16 protein-coding genes are annotated in these 21,460 nt (G+C 48.9%); 4 read left to right on the top strand and 12 right to left on the bottom strand.

What is annotated here, in order from left to right; translation table 11 throughout:
* Window positions 1–43 precede the first annotated feature (43 nt).
* Window positions 44–1,291 carry a cation:proton antiporter gene (locus ACFI32_RS03565; protein ID WP_462625123.1) on the top strand — a complete coding sequence of 416 codons (1,248 nt, stop codon included), beginning with the start codon at window positions 44–46 and terminating at the stop codon, window positions 1,289–1,291.
* A gap of 31 nt (window positions 1,292–1,322) precedes the next feature.
* On the opposite strand, the gene ACFI32_RS03560 is transcribed toward ACFI32_RS03565, so the two are convergent.
* From ACFI32_RS03560 to ACFI32_RS03545, 4 genes are all read right to left on the bottom strand, one after another.
* Window positions 1,323–2,711 carry a serine hydrolase domain-containing protein gene (locus ACFI32_RS03560; RefSeq protein ID WP_462625122.1) on the bottom strand — a complete coding sequence of 463 codons (1,389 nt, stop codon included), beginning with the start codon at window positions 2,709–2,711 and terminating at the stop codon, window positions 1,323–1,325.
* A gap of 156 nt (window positions 2,712–2,867) precedes the next feature.
* On the bottom strand, window positions 2,868–3,374 hold the full coding sequence (locus ACFI32_RS03555) for a protein tyrosine phosphatase family protein (RefSeq protein WP_462625121.1): 507 nt from the start codon (window positions 3,372–3,374) through the stop codon (window positions 2,868–2,870).
* Window positions 3,375–3,426: 52 nt separating this feature from the next.
* On the bottom strand, window positions 3,427–4,344 hold the full coding sequence (locus ACFI32_RS03550) for a MaoC family dehydratase (protein ID WP_462625120.1): 918 nt from the start codon (window positions 4,342–4,344) through the stop codon (window positions 3,427–3,429).
* Window positions 4,345–4,612: 268 nt separating this feature from the next.
* Complete coding sequence (locus tag ACFI32_RS03545) at window positions 4,613–6,013, bottom strand: 3-oxoacyl-ACP reductase (protein WP_462625119.1); 1,401 nt, start codon at window positions 6,011–6,013, stop codon at window positions 4,613–4,615.
* Window positions 6,014–6,553: 540 nt separating this feature from the next.
* Between ACFI32_RS03545 and ACFI32_RS03540 the strand changes: the two genes are divergently transcribed.
* Both ACFI32_RS03540 and ppk2 read left to right on the top strand, forming a co-directional pair.
* On the top strand, window positions 6,554–8,242 hold the full coding sequence (locus ACFI32_RS03540) for an acetyl-CoA C-acetyltransferase (RefSeq protein ID WP_462625118.1): 1,689 nt from the start codon (window positions 6,554–6,556) through the stop codon (window positions 8,240–8,242).
* 236 nt (window positions 8,243–8,478) lie between these two features.
* A complete protein-coding gene (ppk2, locus tag ACFI32_RS03535; RefSeq protein WP_462625117.1) occupies window positions 8,479–9,492 on the top strand; it encodes a polyphosphate kinase 2 in 1,014 nt (337 codons plus the stop codon).
* Between the two features lie 134 nt (window positions 9,493–9,626).
* On the opposite strand, the gene ACFI32_RS03530 is transcribed toward ppk2, so the two are convergent.
* From ACFI32_RS03530 to rsmG, 8 genes are all read right to left on the bottom strand, one after another.
* Complete coding sequence (locus ACFI32_RS03530) at window positions 9,627–9,974, bottom strand: PilZ domain-containing protein (RefSeq protein ID WP_462625116.1); 348 nt, start codon at window positions 9,972–9,974, stop codon at window positions 9,627–9,629.
* A gap of 118 nt (window positions 9,975–10,092) precedes the next feature.
* Complete coding sequence (locus ACFI32_RS03525) at window positions 10,093–11,253, bottom strand: DNA polymerase III subunit delta' (protein WP_462625115.1); 1,161 nt, start codon at window positions 11,251–11,253, stop codon at window positions 10,093–10,095.
* A gap of 12 nt (window positions 11,254–11,265) precedes the next feature.
* On the bottom strand, window positions 11,266–12,129 hold the full coding sequence (gene kdsB / locus ACFI32_RS03520) for a 3-deoxy-manno-octulosonate cytidylyltransferase (RefSeq protein ID WP_462625114.1): 864 nt from the start codon (window positions 12,127–12,129) through the stop codon (window positions 11,266–11,268).
* Window positions 12,130–12,233: 104 nt separating this feature from the next.
* Window positions 12,234–13,343 carry a tetraacyldisaccharide 4'-kinase gene (gene lpxK, locus ACFI32_RS03515; RefSeq protein WP_462625113.1) on the bottom strand — a complete coding sequence of 370 codons (1,110 nt, stop codon included), beginning with the start codon at window positions 13,341–13,343 and terminating at the stop codon, window positions 12,234–12,236.
* 88 nt (window positions 13,344–13,431) lie between these two features.
* Window positions 13,432–15,201, bottom strand: a complete 1,770-nt coding sequence (gene msbA / locus ACFI32_RS03510; protein ID WP_462625112.1) for a lipid A export permease/ATP-binding protein MsbA — start codon at window positions 15,199–15,201, stop codon at window positions 13,432–13,434.
* Between the two features lie 223 nt (window positions 15,202–15,424).
* Window positions 15,425–16,498: a ParB/RepB/Spo0J family partition protein gene (locus ACFI32_RS03505; RefSeq protein WP_462625111.1), complete on the bottom strand. Its 1,074-nt coding sequence runs from the start codon at window positions 16,496–16,498 to the stop codon at window positions 15,425–15,427.
* Window positions 16,499–16,615: 117 nt separating this feature from the next.
* Window positions 16,616–17,401 carry a ParA family protein gene (locus tag ACFI32_RS03500; protein WP_462625110.1) on the bottom strand — a complete coding sequence of 262 codons (786 nt, stop codon included), beginning with the start codon at window positions 17,399–17,401 and terminating at the stop codon, window positions 16,616–16,618.
* A 151-nt stretch (window positions 17,402–17,552) separates the two neighbouring features.
* Window positions 17,553–18,302, bottom strand: coding sequence for a 16S rRNA (guanine(527)-N(7))-methyltransferase RsmG (gene rsmG / locus ACFI32_RS03495; protein WP_462625109.1), 750 nt, complete (start codon window positions 18,300–18,302; stop codon window positions 17,553–17,555).
* 232 nt (window positions 18,303–18,534) lie between these two features.
* Here rsmG and ACFI32_RS03490 point away from each other — a divergent pair, with 232 nt between their 5' ends.
* The gene (locus ACFI32_RS03490) at window positions 18,535–21,372 is read left to right on the top strand and encodes an AAA family ATPase (RefSeq protein ID WP_462625108.1); all 2,838 of its coding nucleotides are present in this window, start codon (window positions 18,535–18,537) and stop codon (window positions 21,370–21,372) included.
* Window positions 21,373–21,460 lie beyond the last annotated feature (88 nt).

The raw sequence follows: 21,460 nt of genomic DNA, 5'->3' as shown, positions 1-21,460 counted from the left end.
CCCCGTTGCCCCTAAGCCAGACCTTATCGAGCGCTTGTTCCTCATGATTGAAAATTATAATTTATTCTTATTGATCTGCGGTATCGCCTTCTTATTTGGCGCGCTGTTTCCAATTATGTTCAAACGCCTGCCCATCTCCTTGCCCATGTTGCAGGTCAGCTTCGGCATGATAATGGGTTATTGGTGGACGACGCTATCATTCCTCGATCCATTAAACAATGGCATGCTGATCGAAAAACTGACTGAGGTGGTGGTACTGGTATCGCTGGTTGGGGCTGGCATCAAGATTGACACGCCGCTATCTTGGTCTGCGTGGCGTTCTACTATTCGCTTGTTGCTCATCACCATGCCGATTGGCATTTTTGCGATGGCATTTTTGGGTTATTACGCGTTTGGATTGAGTATGGGCGCGGCGATTTTGTTGGGAGCAGTCCTAGCACCCACTGATCCTGTGCTGGCCTCAAGTATTCAAGTTGGCCCGCCCAATACGGGCAGCGAAGACGCGTCGCGCTTCACCCTAACCTCAGAAGCTGGTCTCAACGATGGTCTTGCTTTCCCTTTTGTGTACTTGGCGATCAAAATGGCTGAGGCGTTTAGCCAAGGCAAGCAGTTTACTGGCGAGATATTATGGAGCTGGTTCACCCATGACGTGCTTTGGAAAATCGGGGCGGGTGTGGTGGTTGGAATTGCAGTCGGCAAATTATTAGCGTGGATTGTTTTTTCCAAACACACACGCGATACCACAATCTCTCAAGGTTATGTGGTCATCGCTTTAACCTTACTGGCTTACGGCGTGGCCGAATATGTACACAGCTACGGCTTTATTGCCGTGTTTGTGGCTGCTTTTGCCTTTCGGCGTTCAGAGTGCGAGCACACCTATCATCATAAGCTACACGATTTTGCCGAGCAGTCAGAGGGCTTGCTGATGTCGCTGGTACTGGTCACGTTTGGTATGTTTTTGGGCCAAGGTTTGCAATCAGGAGTGGAACTGACATGGCGAGTTTATATCGTTAGCTTTATCTTTTTGCTATTGATACGACCGATTGGCGGTATCATTGCGTTGTCAGGGCTGAACATGCAGCGTAACGAAAAATATGCGATTTCAGTATTGGGTATTCGCGGTATTGGTACCCTATATTATTTATCCTATGCACTCAACCAAGGCTTTTTTGCCGATGATGATGCTATCAAACTGTGGGCAGTCTGCTCGATTGTGATTTTGGTTTCAATTTTTATGCACGGCCTAAGTGCACCAAAACTGTTAAAAATGACGGCTGACACGTCGCGCTAGCCGCCACGATTATTGGTCGTCTATCGGATGACTATGTAATAGCGTCTATCTTGCTGATAACGGCTTCAGTTAACGCAAACTGACGTATATCATTGAGCATGGTCACATCAAAGTTATGCACAAAGGCAAAAGACAGCTGGCGCGCAGGATCGCACCACGCGACGGAGCCGTTGTACCCCATGTGCCCAAAGCCTTGAGCGCTTGCGGCCTTATCTGCACCATCCCCTGCCGTACAAAGCTGAAACAAGCGATGATAGCCCAAACGCCAGCCCATATCCGCAGGCATCACGCCGTCCTGACCCATCACTTGCGGTGTGGTCAGCTGCGCAATGATAGATGGCGCGATAAGGGTTTTGCCTTGCCACTGACCACCGTTTGCAATCATTGCATAGATGGTCGCCAGCGCCTGTGCTGAAGCCACCCCATTGGCCGCAGGCAGACTGGCCTGTAGCGTCGCGGCGTTATAGTAATGAATCGGCTCTGAACCGCTTGGTAATAGCGCCGCTTTGTAATTTTTTAGGTTCAGCTGCGTTTGGTCAAAATACAGGCCATTGATTTGCGCGCCCGTCAGCGGCTTGTCGGTGATCCCCGCGAGCTGCTGCCAGCAACCATAACTGGGGAGCGCGGCATAAGTGGCCAGCGTTGCTGCCGAATCTGGCTTGAGCACTGGTTTGCGTCGTTTGCTACGCGATGCTTGTGTTTCTGTAGATGCCGATGCATTAACATAAACACGGTCAAAATCTTTTGCCAATCGCGCCACATCATCTAGGCGCGCATCTGGCACACCAAAATAACAGCTGTCCGCTATCTCCAGTGGCTCGGTTAAGTAGTGGCTCAGCGCTGCCGAGAGCGGCATATCAGTGACCTTTTCAACCACCCCGCCCAGCACCCAGCCATACACCAATGCGCTATAGGCACTGACATAATTGTCGGCTTTGCTAGGCGCTGTCGTCGGCATGGCGGCGACCTGCTCCAATGTTTTTTGCCACTCTAGCAAAGACTCGCTATCTGCATTCAATGCGGTGATGGCAAATAGGTCTGCTTGATGCGCCATGACGGTACGCAGCGTGATTCGCGCTTTGCCTTGGACAGCAAACTCTGGCCAATACTGGGCAATGGGCACGTCATAATCGAGCAATTGCTGCGTTGCCAACACATGTACCAAGGTGGCCAGTACCCCTTTGCCAGTCGAAAAATTCAATGACAATGTCGTTGGTTGCCACGGCATATTTTGCTGTGCCATGCCGACACTTGCCTGCGCGATACAGTGACCGGCCTGATAGACCACCAAAGCGCCGCCTGCAGGCGCATCATCAAGCTGCAATGCAGTGAGTAATTGCTGCAGCGCTTGTTGCAGGTCACTCTGACTGATGGGGGGATTAATGGGGGTTTGATACTGCTCATCAAGATGCTCTGACATAGGTTCCTCACAAAAACAAAAAAAAGACAAGTGTCAAAAGTAAAAAACAGGCAGCCTTAGGGGTGCCTGTTGTTATTATATTGGATTATCTTGATATACGTATAATCAGCCGCAACGCGTATCTGACGCCCTGCCTCCATCTTGCATAAAGAGAGACTAGCGCGGCACCAGCAAGCGATTGTGTACCTCTTGCTCAAGTGAGGTCAGACCATGCTGACGACCACGTTCCATAGCCGTCTCCATCTTGCGACCACGCAACCAGCCTGCGCGCAGAGCTACCGCCGCGCCAGCACGGTTGCCTGTCTTGCAGTGCATGACGGTCTTTTTACCATGATACTGGCGCAGTATATTATCAAACGCCAACATGTTGAGCTGTTTTAAATCCTGTGCGCCACTGATGGGTAGCTGCTCATAGGCCATGCCAGCGGCAGTGACCGCCGCAGCTTCATCAAAGGTCAGCTCATCATCAGGCTGCAAATTAATCACCAGCTCGACACCAGCTTCGGCCAGTGCTGCCACTTTTTTGGCATCAAGCGCACCGCACACGATGGTCTGGCTATCTGGTCGAAAGTAAGGCTCTAAAACTGCTTCAAGCTCAGCGCCGTTATCTACACTATCGGCATCCGTACTGCTTGGCGGCTGACTGTCTGTTGAATGTTGCATATCTTGTGTCATATTTAAATATTTGGTTCATTGAAAAAAAGAGTGAAAGCGATTATTCCTCATCGCCCAAAAGCTTGATATGACCAATCAGGTGCGGTTTGTTGTTTTTGGCACTATATAGGCCAAACTGACAGCTGTCGTCAGCCGATTCTAGCGTTGTTGGCGACTCAGCGATCAACTCTACCTCAGCAGGCAAGAAAATTGGTAATTTAAAGGCCACATCAACAGTACAAACGTCAGGCAGGGTATCGATAAGCGCCAAGCATTTGGCTTTTGACCACATACCATGAGCTATTGCCTTTGGAAAACCAAAGGCGCGCGCTGATAGCGGATGCAAATGAATCAGATTAAAGTCGCCTGAAACAAAGGCATAACGGCGGCCAATGTCTTCAGGTACTTCAAATATTTGATGTACTCCATCCTCATCGACCAGTGGTTTGACCGATACTGAGCGCGGCTTACTTGTGCCAGCAGATCTGATCTCAGGCTTTTTACCACGCGCCAGATAAGTTGATATGCCTTCCCAGATCACATCATCTTGTGACTTGATCTTGGTCACAAAATCAAATTGCTGACCTTGTGCATGGTCACGCAGATTGGCAAGGGTTACCGACATATCGACGGTCTCACGTTCGCCAATAGCGCGATACTGCGTGACACTATTGTCCACATGTACCAACCCAAGCATTGTGAACGGAAAAGGTTCTTTGACCATCATGTTCATTTGCAGTGCTTGTGACAGCACAGCAAAATAAGTAATGGGCACTTTGCCATTGTCCGCAAAGCCGCAGATTTTGCGGTAATCATCAAGATTGCCCTGATCAATGTGCAGATCGTCTACATAGTACGTTGCATTCGGCAATTCGTCTTTACCGATTTTTGGGTTATCACCAATAGGCAGCAAGCTTTTAATGATATTGGCGTAAGTGGTATGCGCTTTTGGCAACGCATCGTAATGTTTGTCTGACATAAATCAATCCTAGGTGAGGCTTGAGCAAATATTTCTTAGAGCATTTACTGGGCAATGTGAGCAGTAAATAGTGCGATGTAATGGGCGATGCGCAGTTGGTTAAGCTATTGGTAACAAGTGAAATGATAGGCTATAAGCGTTGATCCATATCATCCGCTGCCACTCATTTATCATTGCTACTCTGTGTTTTTATCATAAAAAAGCCACCCGTGGGCAGCTTTATTATTAATAATCGGGCATTTTTTCGTAAATATTTGTGAAATGGCTATTAAGCACCCAGCAAGCTTTGACCACAAACACGTACCGTGTTGCCATTCAAACCACCAGAAGCAGGTGATGCCAACCATGCGATAGTTTCAGCCACATCGACTGGTAAACCGCCTTGGCTCATTGAGTTCATACGGCGACCTGCCTCACGAATAGCAAATGGAATCGATTCGGTCATTTGCGTTTCGATAAACCCAGGAGCAACGGCATTGATGGTCATGCCTTTGGCATTGTCATCGAGCTGTTTGGCAGTTGCATCCACCAAACCAATCACGCCTGCTTTTGAGGTGGCATAATTGGTCTGCCCCATATTACCTGCGATGCCTGAGATTGACGAAACACAGACAATGCGCGCGTCATCGTTAAGTGCATTATTTTCTAGCAAGTAGCGATTTAGCTTAGCGATACTGCTTAGGTTAACGTTGAGTACGCTATCCCATTTTTGCTCATCCATTTTTGCCAATGTCTTGTCGCGAGTGATACCCGCATTATGGATAATGGCGTCTAGGCCGCCGCGTTTTTCAGCTGCTTCAGCAATTTCAGCACCCGCATCGTCACTGGTAATATCAATCATCAAAGCTGAACCGCTGATTTCACCAGCCACTTGTTGCAGATCACCTTGCTGCTGCGGTACGTCAAGACAGATCACATGGGCGCCTTCGCGAGCCAAAACGCGTGCAATGGCTTCACCAATACCACGACTTGCACCAGTGACCAACATGGTTTTGCCGCCCAAAGGCTGCGTCCAATCTACGTCTAGTGCGTTGCCTTTGGCCACGCGAACCACTTGTCCTGACACGTATGATGACCGTGCTGAGGTAAAAAAGCGAATGGTAGAATCAAGGTTTTGTTCAGCATCTTCTGACACATAAACCAACTGAGCGCTGATACCGCGTTTTAGCTCTTTACCCACTGATTTTACAAAGCCTTCAAGCGCACGCTGAGCCAAAGCGGTGTCTACGTCTGTAACCTCTTCAGGCGGACGACCAACAACAATCACGCGACCTGAGCTTTCGACACGGCGCACGACAAAATGGAAAAACTCATAAACTTCTTTGAGTTCATCAGCATTACTAATATTACTGGCGTCAAATAGTAAGACTTTGAACTTATTGTCGCCGCCAGTGTTTGACTTGGCCTCGATACCTGCTTCTGCTAGTGCGTCTTTAATGCCATCACGGCTATTAACGAATACTTCAGTATGCATCTCTGATAGAACGCGAGATAGCGCGGTGCTCACGCGATGATCGTCACCTTTTGCTGAGCCAACCAATACGCTACCACGTACCAAGCGCTCGCCACTCTCGAAACGATCAAGATTGGCCGGTAACGGTAAGCCTAGATTTTTGGCGACTTTTTTACCAATAGAAGATTGAACAAAATCACCGTAACGGTCTGACATAAAACACTCCTGTGTTTAAAAATTAAAGAAAAATAAGTGATTAAAAACGAATGCGCCTATTATAAAGGCTCTGGCACATCATCATTATTGTTATTTGGTAAGTTAGCCTTAATCGCTCCCTACTATACACGTCCTGTACAAACAAGTCCAAAAGCCGACGTTTTTCCATTAAAAGAAAAATAAAGAAACAAGACCGCAACGACGTCTCTATTGTATCGCGCCGCCTATATGCTACTGTTTGTCTTTATTTAGACTCAGCGGTACAACACGTTATCAAGCGTAGTAAGGTTATAAGTATTAAGATTATAAATAACCGTGCCTAGCAAAAAAAGGGGCCGCGCCCCACCAATAAACCCTACTGCCGCGTCTATATTTTTTGTCGCTTAGCGCTTTAGCCTTACGCCCAAACTGCGCTAGTATCAGTTGCTTGCCAAAGACATACAATAATATATTTAAAACTGATTATGATAAGTGGCAGACTGTTTCAATATTTTGATCGCTTTTATTCGTTTTTCATTCATTCGTTCTAAGGATAACCCCATGAGTAATAAAAACAACCATCCTGACAGCCCCGTCATTGAAAGCACTGTCGTTAAAAATACAGATGCTCAAGAGGATACAAATACTCAAACCAGCAATGAAGCCACAGACACCACCGAGACAGTAACAACCACTGCCACCGATAGCAAAGAGGCAGACAGCTCAAGCACGACTGAAGAAACAGAGACGGTTGAGACGCCAAATGTCTTTGATACGGCTGCCAGCTCTGACGCTGCACAAGTCGACGATAGTGATGGCGCTGCCACCAAAAGTAACGAACAGGAAGTCTCTGCGGATCAAGACAGCAAAGACAGCAAAGACAGCAAAGACAGCAAATCAGTCACTGATAGTGACCAGCCTAAGTCAAGCACTAAAACCAAAGCGAAGACCAACACCAAACCCGCAACGGATCAGCACCGCGTGGCCGTATTGGGCGGTAACCGCATTCCTTTCGCCCGCTCAAATGGTGCGTATAGCGACGCCAGCAACACCGACATGTTGACTGCAGCGCTCAATGGTTTGATCGAGCGTTTTGACTTACAGGACGAGCGTTTGGGTGAAGTGGTGGCTGGCGCGGTATTAAAGCTGAGCCGCGATTTAAACCTTACTCGCGAGTCGGTACTGAGCACTGCCCTTGATCCACATACGCCAGCGTATGATGTTTCTCAAGCATGCGGCACTGGCCTGCAAGCGACCTTTGCAGCTTCCAACAAAATTGCCCTTGGTATTATTGACTCAGCCATTGCAGGTGGCGTAGACACTACCTCAGATGCACCCATTGCAATTGGTGACGGATTGCGTAAAGTCATTTTAAAATTGGGCTCTGCCAAAACCAACAAACAGCGTTTAAAAGCGCTGATGGGGCTTAATCCAAAAGATTTGATCGACACGCCGCAAAACGGCGAGCCGCGCACTGGTCTATCGATGGGTGAACATCAAGCGATCACTGCCCTTGAGTGGAATGTCAGCCGCGAAGACCAAGATGAGCTGGCCTTTAACAGTCACAAAAACCTAGCACGTGCTTACGATGACGGTTTCTTTGATGACCTTATCACTCCGTACAAAGGCCTCACACGCGACAACAACTTGCGTCCTGATTCTACTTTAGAGAAGATGGCCAGCCTAAAACCCACGTTTGGTAAGAAAAACGCCAATCCAACCATGACAGCGGCCAATTCTACGCCGCTTACCGATGGCGCATCTTGTGTCTTATTGGCGAATGATGAATGGGCAGAAGCACATGGTCTCAAGCCACTGGCCTATATCGTTCATCAGGAAACGGCAGCTGTTGACTTTATTGGCAAGACTGGCGACAAAGAAGGCCTACTGATGGCGCCAGCTTATGCTGTGCCGCGGATGCTTGAGCGCGCAGGATTGACCTTACAAGATTTTGATTTTTATGAAATTCATGAAGCGTTTGCTTCGCAAGTATTATCAACACTTAGCGCGTGGGAAGATGATACCTTCTGCCAAGAGCGCTTGGGTCTTGATGCGCCGCTAGGTTCAATCGATCGTAGCAAACTTAACGTCAATGGTTCATCATTGGCAGCTGGTCACCCCTTTGCAGCCACTGGCGGACGTATCCTAGCGACTGCTGCCAAACTGCTGGATCAAAAAGGTTCAGGACGTGCGCTGATTTCTATCTGCGCCGCTGGTGGTCAAGGTGTAACCTGTATCTTAGAAAAATAATGGTTAACCCTGCTGTGACTTGACGTTTAGTCACGGCACTTTACCTTGATACGCAGTTAGCATTGCTAATGCATTCATGCCCTTTAATCACTCGATTAAAGGGCATTTTTTTGCCTGATTGATGTGCGAAAAAAAAATGACCAATGCTGTCCTTGTCATAGAAAGCACATATAAGTGTGCTAGAGTATTAGAAAAGAATAATGACGCCATCTAAAGACAATTATCAGGAATTTGCAATGAGTAAAATACCATCCATCGTCAACCCGCAGTCTTTAACTGAGCAAGAGCGCCGCGAAATGAGTCGAGCGGAGCGGGAAAACTTCATCCAGCGTATGAATAAAGAAGTGTTTGATGACGAGCTACGCCGCAAAATGCATCAGGATTTAATCGATACTTATGATGAAGAGCTGGAAAATGAAATCGATGATTATATGCGTGATTTTCGCTTTGATGGACGCGAGATGAACGCCCAAGAAAAACTCGATCGGCGCACCTATTTTCAAGAGCTGGTACGCCTACAGCGTGAGCTGATTAAGTTGCAGGACTGGGTAGTGGCAAATGGTGAGCGTATTGTGGTGATTTTTGAAGGTCGCGACTCTGCTGGCAAGGGCGGTGCCATCAAGCGCATCACCCAGCGGCTCAATCCACGCGTTTGCCGCGTGGCAGCCCTGCCTGCACCGACAGAGCGTGAGCAGACGCAGTGGTACTTTCAGCGATACGTGGCGCATCTGCCTGCCGCAGGCGAGATCGTTCTGTTTGATAGAAGTTGGTACAACCGCGGCGGCGTCGAGCGCGTGATGGGCTTTTGTACAGAAGATCAGTATGAGGAATTTTTTCAATCCGTGCCTGACTTTGAGCGCATGTTGGTACGCTCAGGTATTCGCTTGGTCAAATATTGGTTTTCTATCACTGATGATGAACAACATGCACGCTTTATGAGCCGTATCCACGACCCCCTCAAACAGTGGAAACTGTCGCCAATGGATTTGCAATCACGGCGGCGCTGGGAGGATTATACCAAAGCCAAAGAAACCATGTTTGAGCGCACCCATATCCCAGAAGCACCGTGGTGGGTGGTTGAAGGCAACAATAAAAAACGCGCTCGCCTTAACTGTATTGCTCACTTACTTGAACAAATTCCCTATAAAGAAGTGCCACGCGATGACATAGAACTGCCTGAGCGCAAGCGTGATGACGAGTATTATCGTGAGCCAATTCCAGATGATATGTATGTGCCGCCTCGCTACTAGAGCGTGTCCCTAAAGGCGACTGACCACATTTACTGGCAGCATACAAATGACGCAAACGGCAACGGGGCATTATCGATTGATAACGATAATGCCCCGTTGCTTATCACGGATGAAAAGCCGAGATCAGTGGTTGGTTACATGGTATACGTCGGCTGCTGACTGTCAATCTTACCTGCCAGCAAGCGTTCGACTTCGTTTTTGATTCTTTGTCCCGCCACATCGGTACCGATTTGTACCGCAAAGCCTGCAGGCCGATGCGCTTGCGCCTTGTGATTAACCCACACCACTTTGCCATTCATCGGCAAACGTTCACTGGAATTGGGTAGCGTAATGGCGATGAACACTTCATCACCAAGTTTTTTTGGATGATTACTGGGTACAAACAACGCACCATTTTCCACAAAAGACAAATAACTGGCATATAACGTCGCCATGTCTTCAATATGACAGGTTAAAATCCCGCCGCGTCCTGGCATCGCCATGATATGCTCCTTGTCATTAATATTACGTATTGCTTGATCACACTGATGGTATTTACAGCCACCACATTATTTTATGGTATCGAATGCTACAACCACCCTGTGGACGACTAATCGCTGTCTACATCTGCGCCAGTGCTTGCATCAGCTTATCATAAGCAAATTTTTCCTGCACATTTTGTTGTAGTGCGGTCTTCATTTGCTGCACTTGACTGATTAGCGCATTCAAAGCGTTATCCGCTGGCGCATATTCTCCTTGCAGCATAGTAAAATCAATGTCTTGCTGCATACTGTTAAGCTCCAAACAGACGCGGCGAATATCCAGCAGCATCAGCTCAGATAACGTCATAAAATCACTGAGCGCAAGCTGCGTTTGCCAATAGTCACTGGCTGCAACGCTACTGCGCTTACCGCTACGTAATGCCTGCCATGTGGTCATCCAAAGCGCACGCTTACTATACCATGCAGCGCTGGCTAGCGTTACTGCCGCCAGCGGTGCGCCATTGGCCAGTTGTAGCAGCTGTGCCATTTGCACATCAGTGGCGGCCTCTCGATTGACAGTACCGCCAAGCGCCGTTTTTACATAATGCTGTGCGTCTGCAGGCGTGATGGTCTGTAGTGGCAATTGCTGTACGCGACTTTTGATGGTGGGCAAAATTTTTGCGGGCATGTCGCTGATCAGTAGTAAGTGTACCTGAGCTTGTGGCTCCTCTAGCGTTTTTAGCAGTGCGTTGGCCGCCGCGATGGTCATGCGCTCTGCATGATCAAGCACACAAATACGAACCCCTTGCCCGCCTTGATAAATAAACGGCTGAAGGGCACGGATATCGTCAATTTTGATACTCAGATTGGTCTTTGTAGCAGGCGACTCCGCTTTGGTCTTCTTTTTACTTTTAAGCGCGTCGCTGTTGTCACTATGGGCTGCATCCATTGGTAAACAGCTGACAGGCAGTACTTGTAAGCTTGGGTGCGTTCCCGACTTTAGCCATTGACAGCTTTCACACGCACCGCAGGCACCTAGCGGATGTTGCTCACGTGCGCGGCACAACAGCCAAGCGACCAGACGCCAGACAAAGGCGCGCTTACCAAGGCCCTGCATGCCTGCCGCGAGTAAAGCATGCGGCAATGCGTGCGGCGGGTTCAATACGCGCTGCGTCATTTGCGTCCATAGCGTTTGTTGCCACGGCAATAGCGGCGCAAAGTACATACTGTCGCTCAAAGTATCGATCGTTACTGCTCCGTGTCGTTGGGCATCATGGGTAACCCCTTCAGTTAAACTCATTTAACACTTAGGCTATTTAGTCCCATGATTAAGCAAAAAATCATCTGCGCTCATGGCATTTAGGCGCGTTAGATCTTCCATGGTATCTACGCCTGCTGGCAATTGTAGCGCCGCAGGGGCAATTGCGATATGACCACCGTTTTCTAAAATACGCAGCTGCTCTAAATGCTCAAGTTGCTCGAGAGGTGTTTGCGGCCAATGTACAAACTGCTGTAACAAGCTGACGCGATAGGCATATAGCCCCAAATGACGATAAGCATTTTTGGGTGCGGGTAAAGCGTCAGCACAGACTCTTACCCTATCATCTGAATCACTTAGCGTTTTATCGGCGACAGCCAACGCCACATCACGATCGCATGGTATCGGCGCACGGCTAAAATATAGCGCGCGCTGCTTATCCTCAATCTGCGCACTGACCACCTTTACCACGGAGGGACGCATAAAGCTATGCTGATCTTCAATCGGCTCACACAAGGTAGCCATCACACTATCGCTATCAGCCAATAGCAAATTTTTGACTTGTTCTAACAATAGCGGCGGTACTAATGGCTCATCGCCTTGCATGTTGATGACGATATCTTGTGCAGCCCAGCCCTTTATAGCCGCCACTTCTGATAATCGATCTGTGCCCGACGCATGATCGGCACGCGTCATGACCACATCAAACCCTGCTTCGGTGCAGACCTTTGCAATACGTGGATCATCAGTGGCAATACACATATCGTCAGCAAACGTCGCCGCCTGAGCTTTTTCAGCAACCCATAAAATCATAGGTTTGCCATGGATAGACAATAACGGTTTACCCGGCAAGCGGCTACTGGCAAAGCGGGCTGGGATCACGATATGCGTTTTTGCCGAAGTGGCATCAGTGGGCATAGACTGCTCCTATCAGAGGTGGCGTGCGAACCCTAAATGATGGGGCGCACGATGCATTATTATACTTTTTATTGGATGGCAGTTAATGGTAGTTTTCACAAATGCTATGACAAAACACTCAGATCATGCAGCTGCTCATCTAGCACTTCATAGCATGGCTCAGATAATACCGCAGTGACGGGCAACACAAACAGGCGCTCGATAAGTGCTTGATACGTCGGTGTTAGCGCAGCGGTGGGATTACCCTTAGCGTCATACAGCGCGGCAACCAACGCACGAATCTTGATCGCATCTTTGCTGGTCATCACAATAGGCTGCTGGGTATAAGGCAGCAGCTCATCCAACAAAAAATCGTGATGATCAGGATAAGGATGCGGGATAACCTCAAAACCACTCTCACTCAGGGTGTTAAAAAACCGCTGCGGATAGCCGATACCACTGACGGCATGAACGGTTTGCCTCGGTTGCGGCAATAACGCTTTGTCGTATTCAGTCGTTACTATGCCTATACCCTGTAATATATGATGTAAGCCATCAGGCTGCAAACGCATCACCAGCGGCTCCTTGGACAGCTCCTCATTGTCCGTTAGCGACACTTCATGGCCTTTTTTATGATAGATCACCGTCGCATCCTGCAAGCGTGACACTGGCTCACGCAAAAATCCTGTTGGCAACAACTGCTGGTTACCAAAACCGCGCGTACTGTCAACCACGATCCATTCAATATCACGGGCAAGCGCATAATGCTGCAAACCATCATCAGCGATGATCAGCTGCAACTTAGGATGGGCCTCAAGCAATAGACTGATGGCAGCACGGCGATCGGGGCAAACGGCCATTGGCACGCTGGTCATGGAAACGATCAAGCAAGGCTCATCGCCAACGACATTCGGCTGACTACTTGCGGTTACCAGTGCTGGCATTTGGGCGCTATCACCGCCATAACCGCGACTGATGACCCCAACATTAATGCCGCGCTGCTGCAAATGACTGACCAGATTGATAATCAACGGCGTCTTGCCGCTGCCGCCCACGGTGATATTGCCGATCACCATCACAGGTATGGGAGCGCGATAACTTTTAAACACACCCGCTCGGTAGCCGTAACGGCGCACGCGTGAAACTAAGCCATATAACCAGCTTAGCGGCAACAGCAACCACAGCCACGCCGCTTGCCGCTGCCATGCACGCGTAATCGCCGTTTCCATACTCATTGCTCAATACTCACTGATCTAACATGCACAGTTGCATACGGATTTAACCTTTACGTCATCGTTCAGTCATATTTATTAGGAACACGCCCTAGTCAAAATCGCGGGCATACATTTGCGCGTAATGGCCTTGTAACTGCATCAACTCGCTATGAGTGCCAAGCTCGACTATTCGGCCACCATCCATCACGGCGATACGATCAGCTGACTCAATCGTGGTCAAACGATGCGCAATCACCAAAGTAGTGCGATCCTTCATCACGTTATCAAGCGCTTTTTGAATATAAAATTCTGACTCATTATCAAGGGCACTGGTCGCCTCATCCAAAATCAAAATCGGCGCATCTTTGAGCAGCGCACGCGCGATAGACAAGCGCTGACGCTGACCGCCCGACAACTGCAACCCTTCAGCACCAATCTCGCTTTGGTAACCTTGCGGCATTTTTACGATAAAATCATGGGCAAAAGCATCTTTGGCCGCGCTTTCAACGTCAGCTTGCGACTTATCCGCCAAGCCGCCGTAGGCAATATTATTAAATACCGTGGTATTAAACAGCACCACTTGCTGATTGACCATGGCAATTTGCGCACGCAAACTCTCAAGCGTGATGTCTTCAATCGGCATACCATCTATCGTGATGCTGCCCGAAGACGTTGCTAATGTGCGCGTCAGCAAATTCACCAGTGAAGACTTGCCTGCACCGCTACGGCCTACCAATGCCACTGTCTCACCTGCGCGCACATCCAAGCTAAAGTCGCGCAGTGCCACAGTAGAGTCAGGATAGACCAAGCTGACCGCATCAAACTTAACGTCTCCTGACAGCGTTGGTGATAACGTGCCACTGTCCTGCTCTTCATGCTCATCAAGCAGCGCAAAGATAGACTCACCTGCCGCAATGCCCTTTTGCAATTTTTGGTTCACATCGGTCAATGAGCGTACTGGCTTACTGAGCAAACCCGCAGCCGCAATATAGGAGATAAACTCACCTGCCGAGATATTGTCAATCACCGCAGGACGCAGGGCCAGCCACACCACCACAGACATCGCCATCGCCATCAATAGCTGCACCGCTGGTGTATTGATACTGTTGGTGACCACCACTTTCATACCTTGGCGCAAATTCTTTTTTGAGGTGGTATCAAAGCGCTCAGACTCATATGCCTGTCCGCCATAGTTTTTGACCACTTGATAGCCAGTGATGACTTCATTGGTAATGTGACTGACATCACCCATGGTCTTTTGGATGCCTTTGGACAACTTAAGATAGCGCTTTGACGCGACCCGAATCAACCACAAAATCGGCGGCAACACCAAAAACAAAATCAAGGTCAACCGCCAATTGCTATAAAACAAAAAGCCAATCAGTGCCACAACGGTCAAACCATCACGCAATAGGGTTTTCATCGAATCGGTGCTGGCAGCGGTCACCTGCTCCACATCAAAGATCAGCTTGGAGGAGATGGTACCTGCAGGATTGGCCAAATAAAACGAGCTGGGCAGGCGCAGTAGTTTGTTAAAAACCTGAACGCGCAGCTCATACACCAGATTACGGGATACCAATGCTGAATAATAATTACCCAAAAAGCTGCCCAAACCACGCACAAAAAACAGCATGATGATCAGTAGCGGAAACATATTTTGCCGACTTTGATCGTTTTGGTTAATGGCATCGGTGATGTATTGCAATAATTTGGCAATCCAAATTTCAGTACCCGCATTGATCGCAAAACCAAGCACGGTCAAGAGCAGCGCCCACCAATAAGGCTTTAGATAACTCAGCAGCCGTAGCAGCGTTTTGTGCTTAGGCGGCGGGGTTATTGGGGCAGTTTTAGGTGTATCAGATGACCAAGATTGGCTCATAAAAGCCTCGGATTGGAGAACAAAGAAGAGAGTAACGCCGCAACGTTATTAATAAATAACAATCATTTGTCACCATTAATATAGACGATGACACCAAAAAATAGACCCTGAGCCTAACCTCTTTAGGCTACTATCAAACCCATAACTAAGTCAGGTCCGTTATTTTTTAGCAATCGCGGACGATACGATAACGCATATACAGCGTCTCAATAACCGTATCGGCTTATTGATGCGCCTCAAGCTGGGTAATCAACGCGGCCAGCTCGTCTTGATTATGAAAGAAGATTTCCAAACTGCCCTGACCGTCTTTTTTGTGTTTGAGCTTTACCTCTGCGCCTAGCGCATCGGTTAAACGCTGCATCAAGCGCTTGGCATCACGATCATCGGCTTGCTCACTGTGGCTGGGCTTGCTGGCGGGCTGCAAGATAGATTTGACCAGCTTTTCGGCCTCGCGCACCGTCATACCACCGTCGATGATTTTTTGGGCAATGATGGGCTGCTGATCAGACGAGAGCGCTAAAAGCGTACGCGCATGACCCATATCAAGGGCACCCGTTGCCAAGTGGTCTTTGACCGTATCGTGCAACTGGTTTAAACGCAGTAAGTTAGAAACCGTGGTACGGGCTTTTCCCACCACATCAGCAATCATGGCGTGACTCATACCAAACTCAGTATGAAAGCGCTGCAAGGCGGCGGCCTGCTCGATAACGGACAAATCTTCGCGCTGGATATTTTCAATCAAGGCAAGCGCAATCGCAAGCTCATCTGATAGCGCCCGCTCGATGGCAGGAATGACGGTTTTACCTGCCATTTTGGCCGCACGCCAGCGGCGCTCACCTGCAATAATCTCGTGGGTCACGTCCGCGCTGCTCTTATCTTCTCTCGCCAGTAAAGGGCGAATGACAATAGGCTGCATGACGCCGTGCTGATTGATCGAAGATGCCAGCTCAGCCAGTGCGGTCTCACTCATGTCACGACGCGGCTGATATTTACCCGCCTGCAAACGACCGACTTCGATTTGTACCAAACTGATTTGGTCTTCGCTACCATCGCTATTGATTTGGCTGTTACGCGCTTTGGTATGGCTACGCGGCGCACGAGTACTGCGGCTACTGGATACATTGTCTTCAGCGGCTTGCGTGGGTTGGACGTGAGTGGGCGCTACCGAAGCGGAACTGACATCAGGCGCGGCGGTATCATCTTGTAATGCAGAGGCGGTAATTTGCTTTTCTTTCTTGATTGATCCTAGTAAGGCATCTAAACCTCGATTGGCAGCCAATCCTCGTTTTTTCGCCATGATTACCTATCCTCTAACGCTAAAATAAAAGCCAAATGACCATTGATAAATGCAGGAATGAACACTTGCACTAGTTAATAACTGATTGTTGCGATACAACTGCGTTTCAAGTGCCGCCTATTGCTGACGGCTTTGTTTAATCACTTCAGCGGCAAGCTTGTGATACGCTTGCGCGCCTTTTGAGCTTTTCTCAAACGCCAGCACAGGCATACCATGCGCAGGGGCTTCTGCCAAACGTACGTTTCTAGGGATGTGGGTGCGGTACATGATATCGCCAAAATGCGCTTGCAGCTCAGCAGATACATCGTTAGCCAGCGTATTACGCGCATCAAATAAGGTTCTGACCACACCGCGAATATGCAGCTTGGGGTTCAATTCTGTCAGTCGATCGATGGTTTGGGACAAATCCGCCAAACCTTCTAACGCGTAATATTCGCATTGCATGGGAATAATCACGCCATCAGTGGTTACCAAAGCATTGATCGTTAACAAATTGAGGCTTGGCGCGCAGTCCATGACAATATAATCATAAGGCTTTTTTTGATCGCGTGTTTGTGCCTCAAGCAGTTCTGCCATGGCACTTTTTAGCAGCTCATGGCTGTTGCTTTGTCCCATCAAAGTGATGTCCATACCTGCCAGCTCACGATTGGCACCGATCACATCAAATCCTGCGGGACTTCTGACAATGGCATCTTGCAATGAGACACCATCAAGCAACACATCTGCCATACTGACCGCCAGCTCATTTTTGTCCAGGCCCGTTCCAGTGGTGGCATTGCCCTGTGGGTCTAGGTCAATCAGCAGGACACGCTTGCGCTTTGCTGCCAAGCTTGCGCTCAAATTTACTGCCGTTGTGGTTTTGCCCACGCCGCCTTTTTGATTCGCAATTGCTATGATTTCCATACACTCACTCAAATTAATTAATGTCATGCCCGTCAGTGCGGCGGTGATAATGGTCTGTTTTGGTCACTATAAGTGGCTAAAAGTAGCTATTTTTTAAGGTAGCCATTTTTTAAACTGTCACAAAGCATCCGCTACTTTATTAGTAGTTAGCTTAGACAGATTTTCGCGACAATTCAATCAAATGACGACTGTCGTGCAAACGCGGAACCGTCAGCTTAATGATGTTCATCTCCCACGTTTCTGCCAGTGCTTGCATATCATCGTCATTGTCATCAGCCTGTGGTGCCTTACCTTTCATGGCACACAGCTGACCACCTGCAGCCAAACGCGGCTCTGCGGCGGTCACAAAATCGCTCAAACTGGCAAAGGCTCTGGACGTGACCACATCGTACTCGCCTTCATGCGCCTCAATACGGCTGGCAATCGGGGTTAGATTTGTCAACCCAAGCTGACTGCCAACTTGCTTAATGAAGCGAATTTTTTTCTGATTGCTGTCAAGCGCACTACAAGGACGCTCAGGCTGACAAATGGCAATAATCACCGATGGTAGCCCAGCCCCTGTACCAATATCAAGCAGCGACCCTGCCGGTAAATGCGGTATAATCGACAAACAGTCAATAATATGTTTTACCAGCGCGTCTACTGGGTCGGTAATGGCGGTCAGATTATACGCTTTGTTCCACAGTAACAGCTGATCCAAATACAACAGGAGCATACGCTGCTGCTCACTGCTGAGTGTCAAACCCATCGCCTGCACAGACTGCGATAAGATATTGGCCAACATGGGCAGCTTATCACCCAATCTAACAAAACCCGTAGAATCAATATGAGGCTGCGCGGCTTGCTTACTGTTTGGCTGATTAGCAGGGGGCATCGCGGATGGCTTGGCAGAGGCTGACATACAGTGGGTTATCCAATTTTGGCACGTGAACCGCCTATTTTATCACGCAGGCTGCGTGTTGAATAGTTGCAGATTGCGCCAATGTCCGCCATCTTATACTATCTATGCCTAGATTGAGGCGTTATTCTTGCTTATGATGGCAAATATATGACGATATGCTGCTGACAACAAAGGCGTAACCGACGCTACCCTGATGCCCAACCCCTTATTCCACTTGATGTAAGACTTTGAGATGACCAATCACACGCCTATGATCGACCAATTAACCACACCGATTCAAAAAACGACAACCAATGACACTACTACCGCTGAGGCGATACATCCTGCCCTAGCTACCGTTCATAAGCGCTGCCGCGTCAATGCCGATCAGCTCAAACGCTACAGTCACACGCGCCATCTGCCAAGAGACACGCGCAGTGCCCCAGCACTTGATATCGGTTTTGGGCAACAGCGCGCGCTCAAAGCATTGCAAACTGCTTTAGACATTCATGCCAGTGGCTACCATGTGTTTGCTGCAGGCGAAAATGGCTTGGGCAAACGCACCATCATCACCCGCTTACTGAAGCGTATCGCCACTGATGCCCCCACCCCAGATGACTGGGTTTATGTACATAACTTTGCTGATCCGCGCCGCCCAGTATCGCTACGCCTGCCTGCTGGCCAAGCGCTACAACTGGAGCAACAAGTCAACCATTTATGGCTACAGGCCAAAAAGCGCCTCAGTCAGCGTTTTCGTAGCGATCATTACCAAAGCAAAATCGAAAGCATCAAAAACGCCACTCATCAAAAAGAAAGCCACGCCTATGATGCGCTCAGCGCTGAAGGCAAAGAGTATGATTTGGCGTTGATTTTTCGTCCTTCTGATAATAAGGCCATGTTTGTCCATCCCAGTCAACTGCCTTCAGAGACCAATCTGACGTCAGATGACAACCATCAGCTGGCTGACGATGTGGCTACTGATATAGACAGCCCATCCAGTGATGAGTCCAGTCACGGCCACAAAACCGAGCTGAACAACTTTGTCCAAAAAAATCACATGCAAAAACGGCTCAATCAGCTCACTATTGCACTAGAGGAACTAGAAGACGAAGCCAATGACCAGATAGAGGCGCTGCACCGCACCATTGCACACCGCACCTTGCAGCCATTATTTGACCGTATTCGTGAGCATTTTTCAGCACATCCGCCAGTGCTTGATTATCTACAGCAGGTGTTCGATGACATGGTGGCGCACGTTGAGCGTATCGTTAATGGTGATGATGAAGAGTTTGTCGCTGCGGTGCTCGCCAGCACGCCCAGTCGCTATGCCGTTAACGTGATGGTCAGTCATACAGCAGGCAGCGGCGCACCTGTGGTGTTTGAAGACTTGCCCACGCATTTAAATCTGCTGGGTCATGTTGAGCAAATCACCCAGCTTGGTACTGTGACCACTGATGTGAGTATGATTCGTACAGGGGCATTGCACCGTGCTAATGGCGGTTTTTTATTGCTAGAGGCCAGTCACGTTTTGGAGCATCCTTACGCGTGGCAGGGGCTAAAACGCGCCCTACAATCGCGCAAAATCAAACTCTCCAGTCTGGAGCAAATGCTGACCTTGACGGGTAGCCTATCACTCGCACCTGAGCCGATTGACCTGAGTGTCAAAGTCATTTTGCTTGGCGAAGCGGATCTGTATTATGAGCTGCTTGAGCTTGAACCAGAGTTTGATGCGGTATTTAAAGTTCGTGCTGATTTTCATGATGACGTGGCACGTACCAGTGAACATGAACTGGCGCTGGTGGCCAAAATGGCAGACATCATCGATTATGCCAACTTATATCCTTTTGACAATAGCGCGCAGGCCACACTGCTTGAGCATCTCAGCTTACAGGCAGAAGACCAAGACCGCCTAACGCTGCATAGCGACCGCCTAATCAAGCTGCTGCACGAGTCCAACCGTCACGCCCGCCTTGATCAGCGTCAGATCGTTGATGCCAGCCACGTTACCCAAGCCATCGCTGACATGGATGAGCGTTCAGGCTATTTGCGCGACTTATACTGGGATGAGCTTAAAAATGGTCAGCAACTGATCAATACCCAAGGTCAAGCGGTAGGACAAGTCAACGCTTTAACGGTAGTCAGTTATGCCGATAGCGAGTTTGGCATGCCTGCCCGCCTGACTGCTGTCATCCAGCCCAACACAGGCGCTGGCGAGATTTTAGATATCGAGCGCGACGTGGATTTGGGCGGCAGCTTACATGCCAAAGGCATGCTGATCATGACCAGCTATCTGCGCGCCCTATTTAGCGCGCACCATGCACTGAACTTTAGCGCCTCACTGGCATTTGAACAAAGCTACGCCCATATTGATGGCGACAGTGCCACCGTTAGCGAAGCCTGCGCACTGCTTTCAGCATTGGCAGACGTACCCATTAACCAGTCCTTTGCCATCACAGGCTCCATGAACCAGCTTGGTGAAGTACAGGCGGTGGGCGGTATCAATGCCAAGATTGCAGGCTTTTTTGATGCCTGCCGCGAGCAAGGCCTGACTGAACAGCAAGGCGTGGTTATCCCTATGGCCAACGTCAAACAGCTGATGCTACGCGATGATATTATTGAAGCAGTCAAAGCAGGGCACTTTCACATTTACGGCGTGCGTACTCTGAGTGAAGCGTTAACTCTAATGACAGGCCTGCCTATTGACGATATGAATAAGAAAAAACGCTACCGCAAAGATACCTTGTTTGGCAAAGTGTTGCGCCGCCTCATGCTGTGGGACAACAATCAAGAACTACATGCAGAACCTGTAGAGGAAGAATCTGAAAAAGATAGTGATAAAAAGAAAAAAGCGCGCAAAAAAAAGCGTAAAGCCAAAAACCGTGCTGCCCGTAAACAACAGCGTGCCAAGCAAAAACAAAAACGGCGTCAGCGTCAAACCGATACTCAGCCAGCAGCTAATGAAACTGACACATTTGATGCAGAAAGCGATATGGATACCGATGACTTATCCAAGTCAATATTGGACAGCGGCGCACCATTGAGCAGTGATGACCTAGCATTGGCAAATGACCTACCAAAGGATGAGTCATAAAACGTCGCTAGACGCTACTGCCCTTTTCTGCGATGATAAATGGCTGCACGCTACATCATGGGCAATGGTGCAGCAGCCTTATCTTATC

It is taken from the genome of Psychrobacter sp. PSi21, assembly GCF_054960615.1.
The sequence above is the reverse complement of the archived record's forward strand: the minus strand, read 5'-3'. Positions and strand labels throughout refer to the sequence as shown.